The sequence below is a fragment of the Lysinibacillus sp. FSL P4-0201 genome (genome assembly GCF_038593425.1).
Taxonomy (GTDB): Bacteria; Bacillota; Bacilli; order Bacillales_A; family Planococcaceae; genus Lysinibacillus; species Lysinibacillus capsici.
The window spans coordinates 2,935,047-2,952,105 of the sequence record NZ_CP151995.1 but is presented as its reverse complement, the minus strand read 5'-3'; the positions used below and the strand labels follow the sequence as shown (position 1 = coordinate 2,952,105).

At 38.1% G+C, this 17,059-nt stretch carries 18 protein-coding genes; 15 read left to right on the top strand and 3 right to left on the bottom strand.

The window, feature by feature from the left end:
• Positions 1 to 164: 164 nt before the first annotated feature.
• On the bottom strand, positions 165 to 572 hold the full coding sequence (locus MKY76_RS14840; protein WP_333879728.1) for a hypothetical protein: 408 nt from the start codon (positions 570 to 572) through the stop codon (positions 165 to 167).
• A gap of 128 nt (positions 573 to 700) precedes the next feature.
• Between MKY76_RS14840 and MKY76_RS14835 the strand changes: the two genes are divergently transcribed.
• Entirely contained in the window at positions 701 to 1,006 is a 306-nt protein-coding gene (locus tag MKY76_RS14835) for a nucleoside triphosphate pyrophosphohydrolase (RefSeq protein ID WP_342556799.1), read from the top strand.
• Positions 1,007 to 1,117: 111 nt separating this feature from the next.
• On the top strand, positions 1,118 to 1,528 hold the full coding sequence (locus tag MKY76_RS14830) for an Asp23/Gls24 family envelope stress response protein (protein WP_004231142.1): 411 nt from the start codon (positions 1,118 to 1,120) through the stop codon (positions 1,526 to 1,528).
• Positions 1,529 to 1,623: 95 nt separating this feature from the next.
• Here the strand turns inward: MKY76_RS14830 and MKY76_RS14825 are convergent, their stop codons facing one another.
• Positions 1,624 to 2,793, bottom strand: coding sequence for an MFS transporter (locus MKY76_RS14825; RefSeq protein ID WP_048392291.1), 1,170 nt, complete (start codon positions 2,791 to 2,793; stop codon positions 1,624 to 1,626).
• A gap of 124 nt (positions 2,794 to 2,917) precedes the next feature.
• Positions 2,918 to 3,820, bottom strand: coding sequence for a MerR family transcriptional regulator (locus tag MKY76_RS14820; RefSeq protein ID WP_342556798.1), 903 nt, complete (start codon positions 3,818 to 3,820; stop codon positions 2,918 to 2,920).
• A 385-nt stretch (positions 3,821 to 4,205) separates the two neighbouring features.
• Here MKY76_RS14820 and nusB point away from each other — a divergent pair, with 385 nt between their 5' ends.
• From nusB to MKY76_RS14755, 13 genes are all read left to right on the top strand, one after another.
• The gene (gene nusB / locus MKY76_RS14815) at positions 4,206 to 4,589 is read left to right on the top strand and encodes a transcription antitermination factor NusB (protein WP_004231146.1); all 384 of its coding nucleotides are present in this window, start codon (positions 4,206 to 4,208) and stop codon (positions 4,587 to 4,589) included.
• 31 nt (positions 4,590 to 4,620) lie between these two features.
• Complete coding sequence (gene folD / locus MKY76_RS14810; RefSeq protein ID WP_054549163.1) at positions 4,621 to 5,475, top strand: bifunctional methylenetetrahydrofolate dehydrogenase/methenyltetrahydrofolate cyclohydrolase FolD; 855 nt, start codon at positions 4,621 to 4,623, stop codon at positions 5,473 to 5,475.
• Positions 5,476 to 5,604: 129 nt separating this feature from the next.
• A complete protein-coding gene (locus MKY76_RS14805) occupies positions 5,605 to 6,420 on the top strand; it encodes an undecaprenyl-diphosphate phosphatase (protein WP_048392294.1) in 816 nt (271 codons plus the stop codon).
• Positions 6,421 to 6,650: 230 nt separating this feature from the next.
• Positions 6,651 to 8,009, top strand: coding sequence for an exodeoxyribonuclease VII large subunit (xseA, locus tag MKY76_RS14800; RefSeq protein WP_054549164.1), 1,359 nt, complete (start codon positions 6,651 to 6,653; stop codon positions 8,007 to 8,009).
• Complete coding sequence (xseB, locus tag MKY76_RS14795; RefSeq protein WP_008179899.1) at positions 8,006 to 8,239, top strand: exodeoxyribonuclease VII small subunit; 234 nt, start codon at positions 8,006 to 8,008, stop codon at positions 8,237 to 8,239. The genes xseA and xseB overlap by 4 nt, the downstream gene beginning before the upstream one ends.
• Positions 8,240 to 8,242: 3 nt before the next feature.
• The gene (locus MKY76_RS14790; protein WP_115673382.1) at positions 8,243 to 9,124 is read left to right on the top strand and encodes a polyprenyl synthetase family protein; all 882 of its coding nucleotides are present in this window, start codon (positions 8,243 to 8,245) and stop codon (positions 9,122 to 9,124) included.
• 163 nt (positions 9,125 to 9,287) lie between these two features.
• The gene (dxs, locus tag MKY76_RS14785) at positions 9,288 to 11,189 is read left to right on the top strand and encodes a 1-deoxy-D-xylulose-5-phosphate synthase (protein ID WP_048392297.1); all 1,902 of its coding nucleotides are present in this window, start codon (positions 9,288 to 9,290) and stop codon (positions 11,187 to 11,189) included.
• Entirely contained in the window at positions 11,189 to 12,007 is an 819-nt protein-coding gene (locus tag MKY76_RS14780; RefSeq protein WP_342556797.1) for a TlyA family RNA methyltransferase, read from the top strand. The genes dxs and MKY76_RS14780 overlap by 1 nt, the downstream gene beginning before the upstream one ends.
• A gap of 100 nt (positions 12,008 to 12,107) precedes the next feature.
• The gene (gene argR / locus MKY76_RS14775) at positions 12,108 to 12,557 is read left to right on the top strand and encodes a transcriptional regulator ArgR (protein WP_004231170.1); all 450 of its coding nucleotides are present in this window, start codon (positions 12,108 to 12,110) and stop codon (positions 12,555 to 12,557) included.
• A gap of 33 nt (positions 12,558 to 12,590) precedes the next feature.
• Positions 12,591 to 14,282 carry a DNA repair protein RecN gene (gene recN, locus MKY76_RS14770; RefSeq protein WP_342556796.1) on the top strand — a complete coding sequence of 564 codons (1,692 nt, stop codon included), beginning with the start codon at positions 12,591 to 12,593 and terminating at the stop codon, positions 14,280 to 14,282.
• 122 nt (positions 14,283 to 14,404) lie between these two features.
• Entirely contained in the window at positions 14,405 to 15,352 is a 948-nt protein-coding gene (locus MKY76_RS14765) for a SpoIVB peptidase S55 domain-containing protein (RefSeq protein WP_342556795.1), read from the top strand.
• Between the two features lie 384 nt (positions 15,353 to 15,736).
• Positions 15,737 to 16,528 (top strand): sporulation transcription factor Spo0A, encoded by a 792-nt coding sequence (gene spo0A / locus MKY76_RS14760; RefSeq protein WP_016993890.1) that lies wholly within the window; start codon positions 15,737 to 15,739, stop codon positions 16,526 to 16,528.
• Positions 16,529 to 16,831: 303 nt separating this feature from the next.
• Positions 16,832 to 17,011 carry a hypothetical protein gene (locus MKY76_RS14755; protein ID WP_082148132.1) on the top strand — a complete coding sequence of 60 codons (180 nt, stop codon included), beginning with the start codon at positions 16,832 to 16,834 and terminating at the stop codon, positions 17,009 to 17,011.
• Positions 17,012 to 17,059: the final 48 nt, after the last annotated feature.

Sequence of the window (17,059 nt, the reverse complement as noted above, 5' to 3'; positions counted from 1 at the left end):
TTAAACCTCCTAGCTATTATTAGTTAGGAGGTTTTTTATGTCTAAGCATAACTAGATGGAAGACTTACTTGCAGGTAGGAAGATCAATCATAGAAGAAAGATTGACCGTTATAGAAGCTTAAACCGTTACTAATTGAAGTGTGGTGAAAAAGATTATAAAAGTTCTATTTTATAGATAGAAGATCGTTATCTGGTGTTAACATACCATTCTTTGTTGAATAGTCTCCTATGTTTCTGTAAAGCACAGCTGTCTTTATCGCATGGCCTTCTTTCGCAAATACAAGAAGGAAAATATCTTCCCGTACATCTAATCCACTAATACTACCTTTAAACTGTATGTGCATTGTTTCTTCAATCGCATCTTTCGTTGTATAAGGTCCAAAAATTTGCGCTTTTTCCCAATCAAAATCCGTTAATTTATTTAGTGAAACTACAGTTGTACCATTATTTGCTTTTTCCATTATATTTTTCGCAAGCAATGTATCTTCACTAGCACTATTTCCAAAAAATAAAAAAAACATTGTAAACATGAGGACAACCCCACCGATGCCAAACAACCATTTTTGTAACATACTCTACCTCTACTTTATCTCAAATCAATTCTATATTATAGAAAGAATACTATATAATAGAAGAAAGAAATAGTCATCCCTCTGAAAAGGAGTGAAACAATGGATGCCAATATACATACAATAAGCTAGTGAGGGATAAAATTTTAGAAGTAATTGAAGCGAAGGGTTTATCCTATCATGCACACATTTTAGAACCTAGTGAGCTGGTAAAGGCAATAAAGGCTAAAATGATAGAAGAAGCTACAGAATTTTACGAAGCCCAGCATAAAGAAGATAGTGTTGAAGAGCTCGCAGACATACTGGAGCTCATTCATATGGCTATCGGTGTGCTAGGTGTAAGCTTTGAGGAGCTAGAAGAGACGCGTGAACACAAGAGAAATGCTCGTGGGGGATTTGAAAAGGGAATTTATTTAATCGATGTAGTGGATCAGTAAAGTCGGTTTTAAATTAAAACGGCTTTCGACAGCCAAACCTTCCTTTTTATAGTATAATAAATGTAAGTACAGCACTTGTTTGTGATGTGTAAGGGAAAGGATGATATTTGTATGGCAGAGAAAGTAGGACAATCTTTCGTACAACCAACACCTTCTGGGAAAGAAGAGCTTGGAAAAATTGAGGTAGCGGCAGAGGTGATCGAGGTTGTGGCTGGGATTGCTGTCAATGAAGTAGAAGGCATTGCTGCAACTCGTGGGAATATTGCGACGGGTGTCGTGGAACGTTTCGGTAAAAAAGTACACAATAAAGGCATTAAATCAGGTGTAACGGAAACTGGTGAAATTGCGATTGATGTATTTTGCTCTGTGAAATATGGATATGCCATTCCTAAAGTAGCAAAAGAAGTTCAAACGCAAATCCGTCAGGCTATTTTTAATATGACGGCACTAGAAACAGCAGAAGTAAATGTGCATATTACAGGTATTCACTTTGAAAAAGAAGAAACAGTAGTGCATGAATAAAAAAGAAAAGGATTGCCCAATGATGATTCGTTCATCAAAGGGCAGTCCTTTTTATATGGATTTCTCTAGGATGTTCATGTGGATGTATCGCTATTTTATAATTCTATATGCTTTGGCTTTCTCCAGAATAAAGCAAGTATGACGCCTAGCACCAATACGATTGTAGCAAAGTAGTATGGATAGTTCAGATTGATATCGAACAATACCCCACCTAGAATTGGGCCAAAAATATTACCAAGACTTGTAAACATAGAGTTCATGCCACCAACAAATCCTTGTTCATTTCCGGCAATTTTCGATAAATACGAAGTAACAGCAGGTCGAATTAAATCGAAGCCTACGAAAATAAAGAATGTCACGAATAAGATGGCAAAATAATGACTCACGATCGTCATGGCAAATGTTAATACTGCTGAAAGGATTAGTGAGTAACGAATAACATTAATCTCACCCATTTTCTTTGTCAGCCAATCAAATAGTATTAATTGAGCTAGTGCCCCAACAATACCACTTCCTGTAATAATTATGGCAATATCCGATGGTGTAAACGCAAATTTGTGATCAACGAATAAGCTAAACAATGATTCGAATGCAGCGAGGCCAAATGATAACACGAAAATAAGAATGAATGGTATGAAGTAGAGTGGACTAAACACACGCTTGACACTACCTAACATGGATTGTGCTACTTCTTCATTGTCTGTAGCACGTGTTGGCTCTTTTAAAAACAGCAATGACAGGATAGCTGCGAACAGACCAAGTACCCCAGCTGCATAAAATGGGACACGTGTACCAATTTCAGCTAAAAAACCACCGATCCCAGGGCCGATAATAAAACCTGTGCTAATGGCTGCACTCATATAGCCAAGTGCTTTAGGGCGCTGTGCCAATGTCGTAATATCAGCTATATAGGCGGTTACAGCTGGCATAATGAAAGCGGCACTCACGCCACCTAACATACGAGAGACAAAAAGAATTTCAACAGAACGACCAAACCCAAATAAAAACTCAGAAAGTCCAAAAATAAAAAGACCTGCAACAATCATAACTTTGCGGCCAATATTATCAACAAGCTTACCTGCAATTGGTGATGCAATTAATTGTGTAATGGCAAAGGCTGCCACCATATAACCAACAACAGAGCCAGAAATATGTAGCTCATTCATGATGGTTGGTAAAACAGGGATGACTAAACCAATCCCTAAAAAGGCAATGAAAAGATTAGATAATAAAATAGCTAAGGTTATATTTTGTTTCTTGCTCATAAACTTCTCCTTCTAATTGTTCGCGATACATGTTTTCAATCTACTAGAATATTTCCATGTAATACGATAAACCCTATAGTAACTATAGGGTCAAAAGATTTGTTTTTATTTTTTAAAATTTTTATCAGTTTGGGAGTTCTGGCTGAGAGTTATACGAATGCGCCACTACTTTTTCGGAGGAATTTTGTGTCTCTTGTTTTTGCCTAATCTTTAATTCTACTATAAATTTCTTTTCTTGTTCCATAGTGAGCGTTGCTGGCATGTATAGCTCATACACTTGCGATTCAAATAGTTCCTGCTGAGCCAATACATGATTTCTCAACTTTTCATAGAATGAAAAATAAGTATCAGGATCGTAAATAAAGGCAATGCATACATATTTACCCCCAGGAATAATGGTTTGTTGTATGTTTGGTGAAAGCTGCGAAAATGTGCGCTCCGTTAATAGGGGAGTGAAAATAGCATCATAAATGATGTCATTGACATCTTTATAAGGCTCTAGTGGATAAATACAACCATAACGACTGTTTAAGACACTGCCTTCCTTTTCGATGATTTTAATTAAAGTGGCATAATATGTACTGGTGCTCGATGTCGGTGTTAATTCAGTAGTGGTTACTTGAAGAACGGGCATTGCTTCCTCTATTTGCACATAAATCTCACCGAAAACTGGGATATCAATTTGCTCTTGTAATTGCTTTTTTGTTTTCAGTAAGGTATTTTTTGCTTCGTTTAAACGTGAAATTTTTTCATTGATGCGTAGCTCCTGCTGAGCTAAAAAATCAAGCAATTCCTCAGAGGTTAATCTAAGTGCTTGTTTTATATCATCGAGCGTCACGCCGATATATTTAAGGGACTTTATAATGTCTAAATAGAATAGCTGATTGCCTTTATAATACCGATAATTGGTGAAGGTATCGATATAAGCAGGCTTAAATAAATCAATTTGATCATAATAACGTAATGTCTGAACCGATAAGTTTGAAAGTTTGGCAACCTCACCTATCGTATAATAATGTTCCTTCATAAATGGCCTCCACTAATAAAAGCTAAAAAAGTTTCGAATGGCATCAAAACGAATTTTATGCTTGCATCCACCCAGTAAAATAGGTGAGATGTACGTTCCTTCATTTGTTGATATTGTTCTTCACTGTCAACCATTTTAAATGTTTTTTGCAGCTAAGACATATAGCTTCAGTTTGCATTGTGACACCTCTAACGTTTTTCTTTATTATACCATTACGAACAGGAAACATTCATTTTTGGAATACCACTATTTCGATGAGAAGTGGGCTTAAACAAAAAGTTCCTTGAAAAAGGTTCAGATTATTGAAAACTTGCTTGAAATCGTGTTTCTCATGTGATTTTATGCTATTATAAACCTTAATGCCACTTAAGAAGGAGAGCTTTACATGAAACGACATGAAGCACGCGAAAAAGCGTTGCAAGTTTTGTTTCAGCTAGACAATACGGATCTAACAGTTGAAGAAGCAATGGGCCATATTAAAGGTCAACCTACCAATGCCTTCTACGAAAAGATCGTAAATGGAACAGCTGAACATTTGGAGGAAATCGATGCTACATTAGAACAGCATCTTGAAAAGTGGTCACTTGCCCGTCTACCCAAAATTGAAAGAACGGTTTTACGTTTAGCTGTATATGAATTGTTATACATGCCAGAAACACCAAAAAGAGTAGTACTAAACGAAGCAATCGAGTTATGTAAAACATTTGGCGATGATAGTTCATCTAAATTCGTCAATGGTGTACTTTCTAAATTTACAGAACAAGAATAATGTGTTGAATTGGAAGGAGTAACGAAGGTTTATGTCAAGTGCAATTATTAATGGTAAAGAGATTGGTCAAGAAATTCGTAATGCTGTAGCAGAGCGTGTCATTCGTTTAAAAGAGCGAGGATTGACACCTGGTTTAGCGGTTGTGTTAGTTGGAGACAACCAGGCATCAGCTACATATGTGAGAAATAAACAAAAATCTTGTGAAGCGATTGGTATGTTTTCAGAACTCATTAAATTACCCGAAGAGACAACGCAAGAGGAATTACTAGCACAAATTGAGCTTTTAAATCAACGTGAGGATATTCATGGTATTTTAGTTCAATTACCACTCCCAAAACATATTGATGAGGATACAGTCATTGCAACGATTGCTGTCGAGAAGGATGTCGATGGATTCTCACCTGTAAGCGTTGGGAAAATGATGCTTGGCCAAGAAACATTTTTACCTTGTACACCGTTTGGCGTGATGAAGCTTCTTGAGTATTCAGGAATTGAAATCGCAGGAAAGCATGCTGTAATCGTAGGTCGTAGTCATATCGTTGGTAAACCAATGGGACAACTACTTTTACAAAAGGATGCAACGGTAACCTATACACACTCTAAAACGCCAGATTTACCTTCATTTACAAAACAAGCAGATATTTTAATTGCCGCAGTTGGTCGTGCAAACTTTATTACGAAAGAGCACGTGAAAGAAGGGGCTGTTGTTATTGATGTAGGCATTAATCGCGATGACAACAATAAATTATGCGGTGACGTAAACTTTGCAGAAGTAGATGGGATTGCGTCTCATATTACGCCTGTACCAGGTGGTGTAGGACCAATGACCATCACAATGTTACTATTCAACACAGTGCAAGCAGCTGAAAATACGCTTGCAAAATAAAAAACCTTTTGAAGAAAGTCATCTCAACATTGTGTGAGGTGACTTTTTTGTTGTGTAAATTCAGAACTTTTCTTCGATTATGTCGTCTAATGTAACGTTTGGGACATACATACTGAGGAGGAGGTTTTTATGGAAAATATCGATATTATGTTAATTGTCAAGCATATCATTATTGGACTTGTCCAAGGTTTTACAGAGCCAATTCCTGTATCGTCGAGTGGACATGTAATGATTGCTAGCGAAATGCTGGGACTAGGTGAACAAGGTTTTACTTTTGCCATCTTAACCAATACAGCTTCGTTACTTGCTATTATGTATATTTATCGTGAGGATATTGTTCGTCTAATCAGTCATTTTTTTCTTTACTTGAAAACTAGAGAAAAGCGGTATAACGCAGATTTTCGCTTTGCGCTCTATATTGTCATCGGTTCAATTCCTGCTGGCGTTTTAGGGGTGTTATTAAGTGATGTTATTGCAGATAACGTAAGTATGACGACGATTGCGCTCATGCTATTTGTGACAGGGACTGCATTATGGTTAATTCGTAATATGCGTGGCAAGAAGAAAGATGCAGATTTACGTGCTAAAGATGCCATCATTGTAGGGCTGGGGCAAGCAGTTGCTTTAACGCCAGGCATTAGCCGTTCTGGAGCTACGATTATTTCCGCCATAGCAGTAGGGATGAAGCAGGATACAGCCTTACGTTTTTCCTTTATGCTTTATATTCCTGTAAGTTTGGGTGGGGTAGTCCTTGGCATTACAGATTTTTTAGACGAGCCGAATAAAGGTGCCTTAGCTCTTCCATATGCCGCCACTTTCTTGGCAACACTCATTATGACTTATTTTGCGATGCGTTGGTTTATGGGCATTATGAAAAGTGGCAAACTTAGCTACTTTACGTATTATTGTTTTATTGTAGGAACTCTTTTATTACTATTTTATTAAAATATAAAGTCTCATAACGTATGAAGTTATGGGGCTTTGTTTGTTATTTGTCATAATATACGATTTCTAATAGTGAGAACGTGTAGGAATGTGTTATAGTTGTTTTTCGATAGAAGAAAGACAGTCATTTTTTCTATCGAAACTGCATTTTGGCACGTCAACGACTGCAAAAAATGTTATGATAGGTGTAGTTTTGTGAAAAACTTGATTTTAGTAAAGGAGCCGAAAACATGTCCTCTGCTTCTTATTTAACAGTAAAAGCGTTAACAAAATATATTAAACGAAAATTCGATGCAGATCCACATTTGCGTGAAGTGTATGTAAAAGGTGAATTATCAAATGTGAAAATTCATCAATCCGGCCATATTTACTTTACATTAAAGGATGATGGTGCCCGAATAGCTGCGACGATGTTTAAAGCAGCGGCTACCAAATTAGCGTTTGAACCAAAGGAAGGTATGCAAGTATTTATCCGAGGGGATGTAAACGTTTACGAAGGCTATGGAACCTATCAGCTATATGTACAGGAAATGCAACCAGATGGCATTGGTAGCTTATTTGTTGCCTTCAATCAATTAAAAGAGCAATTACAAAAAGAAGGTCTTTTTAAACCTGAGTGGAAGCAACCGATACCAAAATTTCCTGAAAAAATTGGTGTGCTCACGTCAACAACTGGTGCAGCTATACGGGATATTTGTTCAACCTTAAAGAGGCGTTACCCACTTGCTGAAATTTTGATTTATCCAACCCTTGTACAAGGAGCTCAGGCTGCACCGAATATTGTGCAAAATATTCAACGTGCTAATCAAGAGGCAAGCTGTGATGTGTTGATTGTCGGGCGAGGAGGAGGCTCCATCGAGGATTTATGGGCTTTTAATGAAGAAATTGTGGCAAGAGCTATTTTTGAAAGCCGAATTCCTATTATAAGTGCGGTTGGCCATGAAACAGATACAACGATTGCCGATTATGTAGCCGATTTACGTGCACCTACTCCAACAGCTGCTGCTGAGTTGGCTGTGCCCGATCAAGCGGATCTCTACCAACGCGTGCTTACGCAGAAATCACAGCTACATCAAATGGTTAGGTCGCAACTTATGGCAGAGCGACAACGTCTAAATAAGCTCCAGCAGTCTTATCCATTGTCAATGCCAGAAAGACTTTATCGACCTTTTACAGAAAGATTGGCACAGCTTGAGTCAGGATTACAGGCAGCAATGCAAGTGAGCTTGATGAAAAAAGCTGCACAACTTCAACAATTACATAGTACGGTGGAGCAACATTCACCCAAAAAGGCACTTGCTTTTCATCAGAGAGAGCTTGAAGCGCGCGTTCAACAATTATCACGTGCTACAACGTATTATGTGGCAAAAAAGCAACAACAATTTGAGTCAACCGTTAGAACATTAGAAGCTTTAAATCCACTGTCCATTCTAACAAGAGGATTTACAGTAGCATATAAAGATCAGCAAATGATCAAATCATCCACTGAGGTGCAAAAGCAAGATCAACTGACACTGACTTTCCATGATGGAAAGGTTGTGGCTAACGTAACGAATATCTTGCCAAAGAATGAGGGGGAATTGTTGTGACTGAAAAACAACAAACATTTGCAGAAGCCATGACGGCACTAGAAGAAATCGTTCGCCAGTTAGAACAGGGTGATGTGCCATTGGAAAATGCGATTGATTTATACAAGCAAGGAATGGAGCTATCAAAGTTTTGCCATAGTAAGCTGCAACATGCTGAGGAGCAGCTTGTATCAATTGTCCAAGAGACTGGTGAAACAACAGCATTTGATCCACTAAAGGGAGAGAATTAGGAAATGAATGAGCCATTAAAGTACTTTATTGAAAGCAATACACCACAAATTGAAGAGACGATGTTTGCACTTGTTGAACAAATTGATGCACCAGCAGATTTAAAGGAATCCATGCTTTATTCATTAAAGGCAGGGGGTAAACGAATTCGTCCGCTTTTTGTGTTAGCGGTACTAGAGCTTTACCGTGAAAATCTTCAGGACGGTTTGATTGTCGGTTCGGTTATTGAAATCATTCACACATATTCTTTAATCCATGATGATCTACCAAGCATGGATAATGATGATTTTAGAAGAGGCAAGCCAACAAATCATAAAGTTTATGGAGAAGCGCTGGCTACGCTTGCTGGTGATGCATTAAACACACTGGCATTTGGCATTTTAGCACGCATGGATATCTCTGCTGAAAAGCGTATTGAGCTTGTCCAGTTGCTAAGCGTTGCAGCAGGTGCAGAAGGCATGGTTGGTGGTCAAGTACTAGATATGGAAGGGGAGCAACGTCAGCTTAATTTAGCTGAATTGGAACAAGTCCATGTCAATAAAACAGGTGCTTTATTGCGTTTTAGTATTGAAGCGGGAGCCGTACTTGCAGATGTATCAGCACAAGACCGTGCTACATTGAAAGAATATGCGCACCATATTGGTTTAGCTTTCCAAATTCAAGACGATATTTTAGATATTGAGGGAACGACTGAAGAACTAGGAAAAACAGCTGGAAAAGATGTCGCTAGTGATAAAAGCACTTATCCAGCACTCTTAACCCTAGAGGGAGCAAAAGAAAAGCTTGCTGAGCATTATCAACATGCCATTAACGCACTCGATCAATTACCAATAGATGTCAGCCTATTACGTGACTTTGCTGCTTATATAGTTCATCGTAAAAACTAAGAGAAAATCAAGGCGTTGAAGGAAAAGAATATGCTAGAATAGGTGGGAACGTTTGCAATATGTAAACAATGAAGTGCTCGTACTTTTAGCATATTGATAACACTGCTATAATGGTGGAAACACAATTGCGGTGAATATTTTATTGAAAAGGTGTGTGAGAAAGGTGGATTTAAATAAAATAACTAGTCCATCCTTTTTAAAAAACTTAAATAAGAAGGAGCTTGAGCAGCTTGCCCAAGAAATTCGTACCTTCTTAATCGAAAAATGTTCTGTCACAGGTGGGCATATCGGGCCGAATTTAGGCGTAGTTGAGTTAACGATGATGCTGCATAAAATGTTTGACAGTCCTAAAGATAAGTTTTTGTGGGATGTTGGCCACCAAGCTTACGTGCATAAAATTTTAACAGGTCGTGCGAGTCAATTTGACACACTACGTCAGTTCAAAGGGCTTTGTGGATTTCCGAAGCGCGTGGAGAGTGAACATGATGAGTGGGAAACAGGTCATAGCTCGACATCTTTATCAGCAGCCATGGGTATGGCAGCAGCACGTGATATAAAAAAAGAAAACAACTTTGTTATCCCTATTATTGGTGATGGGGCTTTAACAGGTGGTATGGCACTTGAGGCATTAAATCATATTGGCCATGCAAAAACAAATATGATTGTCATCCTCAATGATAATGAAATGTCGATTGCACCAAATGTTGGCGCATTACACAATGTTTTAGGTCGTCTACGTACAGCCAAGGAGTACTCAAAAGCCAAGGAAGAGCTGGAATCACTTATTAATAAGATTCCTGTATTAGGTGGAAAGCTTGCCTCTACTGTTGAACGCGTAAAGGATAGCTTAAAATATTTAGTAGTATCTGGTGTGTTTTTTGAGGAGCTAGGTTTTAAATATCTTGGTCCAATTGATGGACATGATTTTGAAGCGCTTGAAATGACATTATCACATGCGAAAAAAGTAAAAGGGCCAGTCCTTGTTCATGTTATTACGAAAAAAGGAAAGGGCTATAAACCAGCCGAGGATGATACAATCGGAAATTGGCATGGAACAGGTCCTTATAAAATTGAAAATGGTGCCTTTGTGAAGTCTGAGACTACTGGACCAGCTTGGAGTAGTTTAATTGCTGAGACGGTTCGTAAAATTGCTCATGAAAATGAGCGAGTGGTAACGATTACACCTGCCATGCCTGTAGGTTCAAAGCTACAAGGTATTCAAAAGGACTTCCCAAATCGTTTCTTTGATGTAGGGATTGCGGAGCAGCATGCGGCAACGATGGCTGCAGGATTAGCTACGCAAAAGATGAAGCCATTTTTAGCGATTTATTCTACCTTCCTGCAACGTGCGTATGACCAAGTATTGCATGATATTGCTCGCCCGAATTTAAATGTCTTTATTGGTATTGATCGGGCTGGTTTAGTGGGAGCAGATGGGGAAACACATCAAGGTGTATTTGATATTGCTTTCCTTCGTCATATTCCAAACATGACAATCATGATGCCAAAGGATGAGAATGAAGGGCAACATATGGTAAAAACAGCAATTGATTATGATGGTGGTCCTATTGCACTTCGTTATCCACGTGGTAATGGAATTGGTGTGCCATTAGATGATGAGCTTATAGCTTTACCAATTGGTAGCTGGGAAGTTTTACGTGAGGGGAAAGATGCATCTATTTTGACATTTGGAACAACGATTCCAATGGCAATGGCTGCTGCTGAAATGCTTGCGCAACAAGGAATCGATATTGAAGTGGTCAATGCCCGCTTTATCAAACCGATGGATGAGGATATGCTACACCGTATATTATCTAGTCAAAAACCGATTTTAACAATTGAAGAAGCTGTTCTACAAGGTGGATTTGGTAGTGGTGTATTAGAGTTTGCTCATGACCACGGCTATTTAAATGCACTAGTTGATCGAATGGGCATCCCAGATCAATATATTGAGCATGGTAACGTAGATCAGCTACTCGCAGAAATTCATATGACAGCAGAAGATACGGTTGCACGTATGCATGTATTACTTCAACAAAAACAGCAAGTGGGTTTGAATAAATAATGACAAAACAACCAAAAGAACGTGTAGATATTTTACTTGTAGAGCGTGGACTATGTGAAACAAGAGAAAAAGCAAAACGGTCCATTATGGCAGGCCTTGTCTTTTCAAATGAAATACGAATTGATAAGGCAGGCGAGAAAATTGCCATCGATGCACCGCTACAAGTAAAGGGCTCAGATTTAAAATATGTGAGTCGTGGAGGCCTTAAATTAGAAAAGGCGCTACAAATTTTTGATATGTCTGTAGAAGGGAAGCTAATGCTTGACATTGGCTCCTCTACAGGTGGCTTTACAGATTGTGCCTTACAACATGGTGCAAGACATTGCTATGCACTAGATGTTGGTTCGAACCAATTAGCATGGAAAATTCGCTCTGATGAACGAGTGACAGTAATGGAGAAAACGAATTTTCGCTACACAACGGCAGCCGATTTATCAGAAGGTTTACCTGATTTTGCAACAATCGATGTTAGCTTTATTTCATTATCACTGATTTTACCAGTATTAAAAACATTATTGTTGCCAGGTGGGGATGTTATGGCATTGGTGAAACCTCAGTTTGAAGCTGGGAAAGATAAAGTAGGTAAAAAAGGAATCGTTCGTGATAAAAAAGTACATTTAGAAGTTTTGGAAAAAACGGCTGCAATGGCAACTGAGGTTGGTTTTGTAGTAAAAGATGCTTCATTCTCTCCAATCACAGGTGGAGAAGGAAATATTGAATTTTTATTCCATTTAGTGAATCCTATTGGACAAGAAGTGCTACCTGCATATACAGCTTTTAATGCACTCGTTGAAGAAGCGCATAATTCATTAAAATAACACGTGCTCGCTTATAGAGCCGTGTTTTTTCTTGTGCTTTTTTGTTGAAAATGGTAGTGTGATTATACACATATACAATTATTTATAAGAGGTGATTTCGTTGAATAAGGGACAACGACATATACGGATTCGGGATATTATCGCCAATCATGAAATTGAAACACAAGATGATTTAGTCGATTTTTTAAAAGAAGCAGGCTATAATGTGACACAAGCTACAGTATCACGAGATATTAAAGAGCTTCATTTAGTAAAAGTACCATTACAGGATGGGCGTTATAAATATAGCCTACCCGCAGATCAACGTTTCAATCCAGTCCAAAAATTACATCGTGCATTAGCGGATGCTTTTGTAAGTATTGATGGGGCATCACATTTTTTAGTCATGAAAGCTCTTCCTGGGAATGCGAATGCCATTGCTTCCCTACTTGACCATTTAGATTGGCCGGAAATTTTAGGTACAATTTCTGGAGATGATACCATTTTAATTATTTGTCGAAATGAAAATGAGCGTGAAAATACAAAAAATCGTTTATTAGACATGCTATAAAAAATGGTTAATTTGATTTAGAGGTGACAATTTGTGTTAAGAGAGCTTAGTATTCGAAACTTTGCCATCATTGAGGATTTGACTGTCAGCTTTTTAGAAGGCTTAACAGTTCTCACTGGGGAAACAGGTGCCGGAAAATCTATTATCATTGATGCGGTGCATTTACTTGCAGGAGGACGAGGCAACACTGAATTTATTCGTCATGGCGCAAGAAAAGCAGAATTGGGTGGCTTATTTCAAATTTCGAGTTCAGTTCATCCTGTTCTGAAAAAGTTAGAAGAAGCAGGCATTGAAATAGAAGAAGATACAATTATTTTACGTCGTGATTTGAATGATACCGGTAAAAGTATTTGCCGAGTGAATGGAAAGCTCGTGCCTTTGTCGGTACTAAGAGACATTGGGGCAAGTCTCATAGATATTCATGGCCAACATGAAAATCAAGAGCTAATGGATGAAAAGCAGCACATCAATTTGCTTGATCAGTTTGCAGAAGAAGAGCTGTCGCCGATTCAAAAAAACTATCGCGCCCAATATGATGAATACCGTTTGCTCAAAAAAGACTTAGCTTCTATATCCATTGATGAGCAGTTGATGGCACAACGTATCGATTTGTATCAATTTCAAATTAAAGAGTTGGACGAAGCTAATTTAAAGTTAGGTGAGGAAGACGAGCTTCTAGACGAACGCCGTCGTCTGATGAATTTTAATAAAATTTTTGAACGTTCTAGTGCAGCCTATGAAGCCATTCAGGGCGAAACAAAAGGGCTTGATTGGATCGGAACAGCAATGGGTGCTTTAGAAGATGCTGCAACGGTTGATGAGCAATTCAAAGAATCATCTGAGGCAGTGACAACTGCGTTTTATGCATTACAGGATGCAGCCTATCAGGTCAAAAATGTGTTAGATGAATTGGAATTTGACCCTGCACGTTTAAACGAGGTTGAGCAGCGTTTAGCGTTGTTGCAAACTTTAAAACGCAAATATGGTTCGACAGTGGAAGAGATCTTGGCTTATTATGAAAAAATTAAAAACGAGTTAAATGAGCTGTTGAATCGTGATGAGATTTTGCAGGTGAAAGAACGACGTGTGTTAGAGATGGAAGCTGTACTCAATGAGCTGGCTAGTGAACTTTCAACTGTACGTAAAGCTGCAGCTCAACAATTGAGTGAAGCAATTATGGCAGAGCTACGTGAATTACATATGGAAAAAGCAAAATTTATTGTCAATTTCGATGAATTACCCTATTTCGATGCCAATGGGAAAGATCAAATTATCTTCTACATTTCCACAAACGTTGGGGAACCACCAAAGTCTTTACCGAAAATTGCATCAGGTGGAGAATTATCACGAATGATGCTAGCGTTGAAAACCATTTTCTCTTCTTCCAATGGAATTACTTCCATTATCTTTGATGAGGTGGATACAGGTGTCAGTGGTCGGGTTGCGCAGGCGATTGCAGAGAAAATTGCCGCGATTTCTGTTAATTCTCAAGTTTTATGTATTTCACATTTACCTCAAGTCGCAGCGATGGCTGATCATCATTACTTCATTAAAAAAGAAGTCGAGCATGATCGAACGTTTACTTCCTTATCAGAGATTGATCAAGATGCTCGTATAGAGGAAGTTAGCCGTATGATGTCTGGAACGGAAATTACAGCGTTGACACTACAGCATGCCACGGAGCTTTTAAAAATGGCAGATGAACGAAAAAAACAAATGCGTTAACCATTATTCCAGAAACAGTTTCAGCTGTTTCTGGCTTTTTTCATTTTGCGCAAATATTTACCGCTTATAAGAACGTCACAACAACACATAGTAAAAAGACAAAAATGAAAAGGAGGTGTCGTATGAATCGTCATTGGCGTCAATTAGTCATTTTGCCTATGCTCATCTTTTTATTAGTGTTGCCTATACAAGCTTTAGCCGCCAAAAAGCTTATACCAATGGGCGAAGCAATTGGAATTCAACTTCAATTGTCCCATGTATTTGTCGCACACGATGTACTGTTAGCTTCCAATCAGTGGATGAAAGGAGGCGCTGTTATTGAAAAAATAAACGATATACCAGTAAAATCTCTTGCTGATGCCAAGCAGGCTGTGGCAAAAGATGGCCGACAGACATGGACGATCAATAGTGAAGGCCAACAAATTACATTGGAATTACAAAACCAAGAAGCAGAGCATGTCATTTCCTTTTTAAAAGATGAAACAGATGGAGTAGGAACACTGACTTATATTGATCCAGAGACAAAAAATTACGGTGCACTAGGTCATCAAATTGTCGATTCAACCCTACAAGAAGCCCCTGTTTTTAGAGCTGGCTCCATTTTTTTAGCTTCTATTCAGCAAATCCGAAAAAGCACACCAGGCCAACCTGGCTATAAAATTTCCTCCATTGAAAAGCATCAAGAACGTCTAGGTAGTATAGATAAAAATACTATTTATGGTATTTTTGGCCGCTGGGAAGACGGTTATCAACAAAGATTACCCAAAGCGATAGAAATTATGCATGAAAAAGATATAAAAACGGGGAAAGCTGAAATCTATACAGCCATTGAAGGAAGTAAGGTGGAAACCTTTTCAATAGAAATTACCAAAGTGGAAAATGAACGCCTTGAATTTATAGTATCTGACGAGAAGCTCATTGAAAAAACAGGTGGCATTTTGCAGGGAATGAGTGGCAGTCCTATTATCCAAGACGGTCGTTTTGTCGGTGCTGTGACACATATGTTTGTGGAGGAGCCGAAAAAAGGTGCAGCGCTAACAGTAGCGGAAATGTTAAGAAGGTCTTCATAAAAAGGTATGAAAGGTAAAAATCCGTTTAATTTTCCCCAGGCAGGACAAAAGCCGCGGGAAACTACACGGATTTTTTACCCTTATTTCATCGAATCCAACATGTATTTCCGATAATTTCCTGAAGAAGGCATGATATTTAAAAAAACTGTAGTTTTATCTACTAAATTTATCTAAAATAAGTTATAAGAGCATTCGACAAGTCGCGTCATTTAGCGTAACTTGTCGATATTAAAAGAAAGTATCGGACTACATACTCATTTTTGGAAATAGAAAAGGTTTTTAAAACAAAAATGTCGAAAATTCCACAGTGTGCCAAAAACGGCATTTAGGGGTTTAGGTTATCGCTTTGAGGTGTTCAAAGCAAGTCCAGAAGGAGGAATTGAAATGACAAAGGTAAAAGTAGCGATTGCAGATGATAATCGTGAGTTATTAAAAACAATGGAGCAGTATTTTCAAGGACATGCCGAAATAGAAATTATTGCAACTGCTTCAAATGGAAAAGTATGTCTACAAATGCTTGAGGAATTTACACCAGATATTTTACTTCTAGATATAATAATGCCTCATCTTGACGGTTTAGCTGTATTAGAGTCCATGTATCAAAATGAGAAAATGTCATCAATTCAAGTCATTATGCTAACGGCTTTTGGCCAAGAGGATGTCATGAAACAGGCGGTGGATTTAGGAGCTTCTTATTTCATGCTAAAGCCCTTTGAATTCGACCAATTGGTACAAAAGATTTTACATTGTGCTGGACAGAAGGCGACACTTCCGAAAAAGACAAGCGTATTACAACCGACAGTACCTCAAAAATTAAATCAGCATCAATTAGACAGTACGATTACAGCCATCATCAAAGAAATCGGTGTACCTGCACATATTAAGGGCTACTCCTATTTGCGTGAAGCCATTCAAATGGTCTTTGAGGATATTGAATTATTAGGATCTGTGACAAAAATTTTATATCCAGAAATCGCTAAAAAATTTAATACGACACCATCCCGCGTGGAACGTGCGATTCGTCACGCCATAGAGGTAGCCTGGAATCGTGGCAATTATGAATCCATTTCGTCAATGTTTGGCTATACAGTCCATCACTTGAAATCCAAACCAACAAATAGCGAATTCATCGCCATGATCGCAGACAAAATTCGTATTGATATGATGGCTAGCTAGTACCGATATATATCATTAACATATACAGCAATTATACTTCGCATAGTATAGCGCCTTTTTAAATCTATAGTTTAAAGGGGCGCTTTTTTTGTTACTTGAACAAATAATGTGGAAATTTCTGTGGCTGACCTTTAACATTGAAATCGTTAAAAGAACGTCTAAATCAGCTAAAAATACACGATATATACATGTATAGTGGATTTAACGTCATATTCTAAAGATGAAGAGTATAATATTTGAGACCTTTCTACAAACTTATAGTAGGTGATTACAATAAAAAGTATAAATTTTCAATTAGAGGGAATGAATTCGCTCGAAATCACACAGATAACAGAAGAGCTATTTGAGGTGCGTTTAGCATTCGATGGTAAAATAAGTATGCAATATATGAATCGACAGCAATTGATACAACTAGGTTCTACTTTCCGAATTGAAAGGAATATCAATACACTGTTAGTTAAAAAGACCTATTTAGACCTATAGTTTAGTGGGAAGCACCCGTGGATACCTGTACTTGGAAGATGATATATT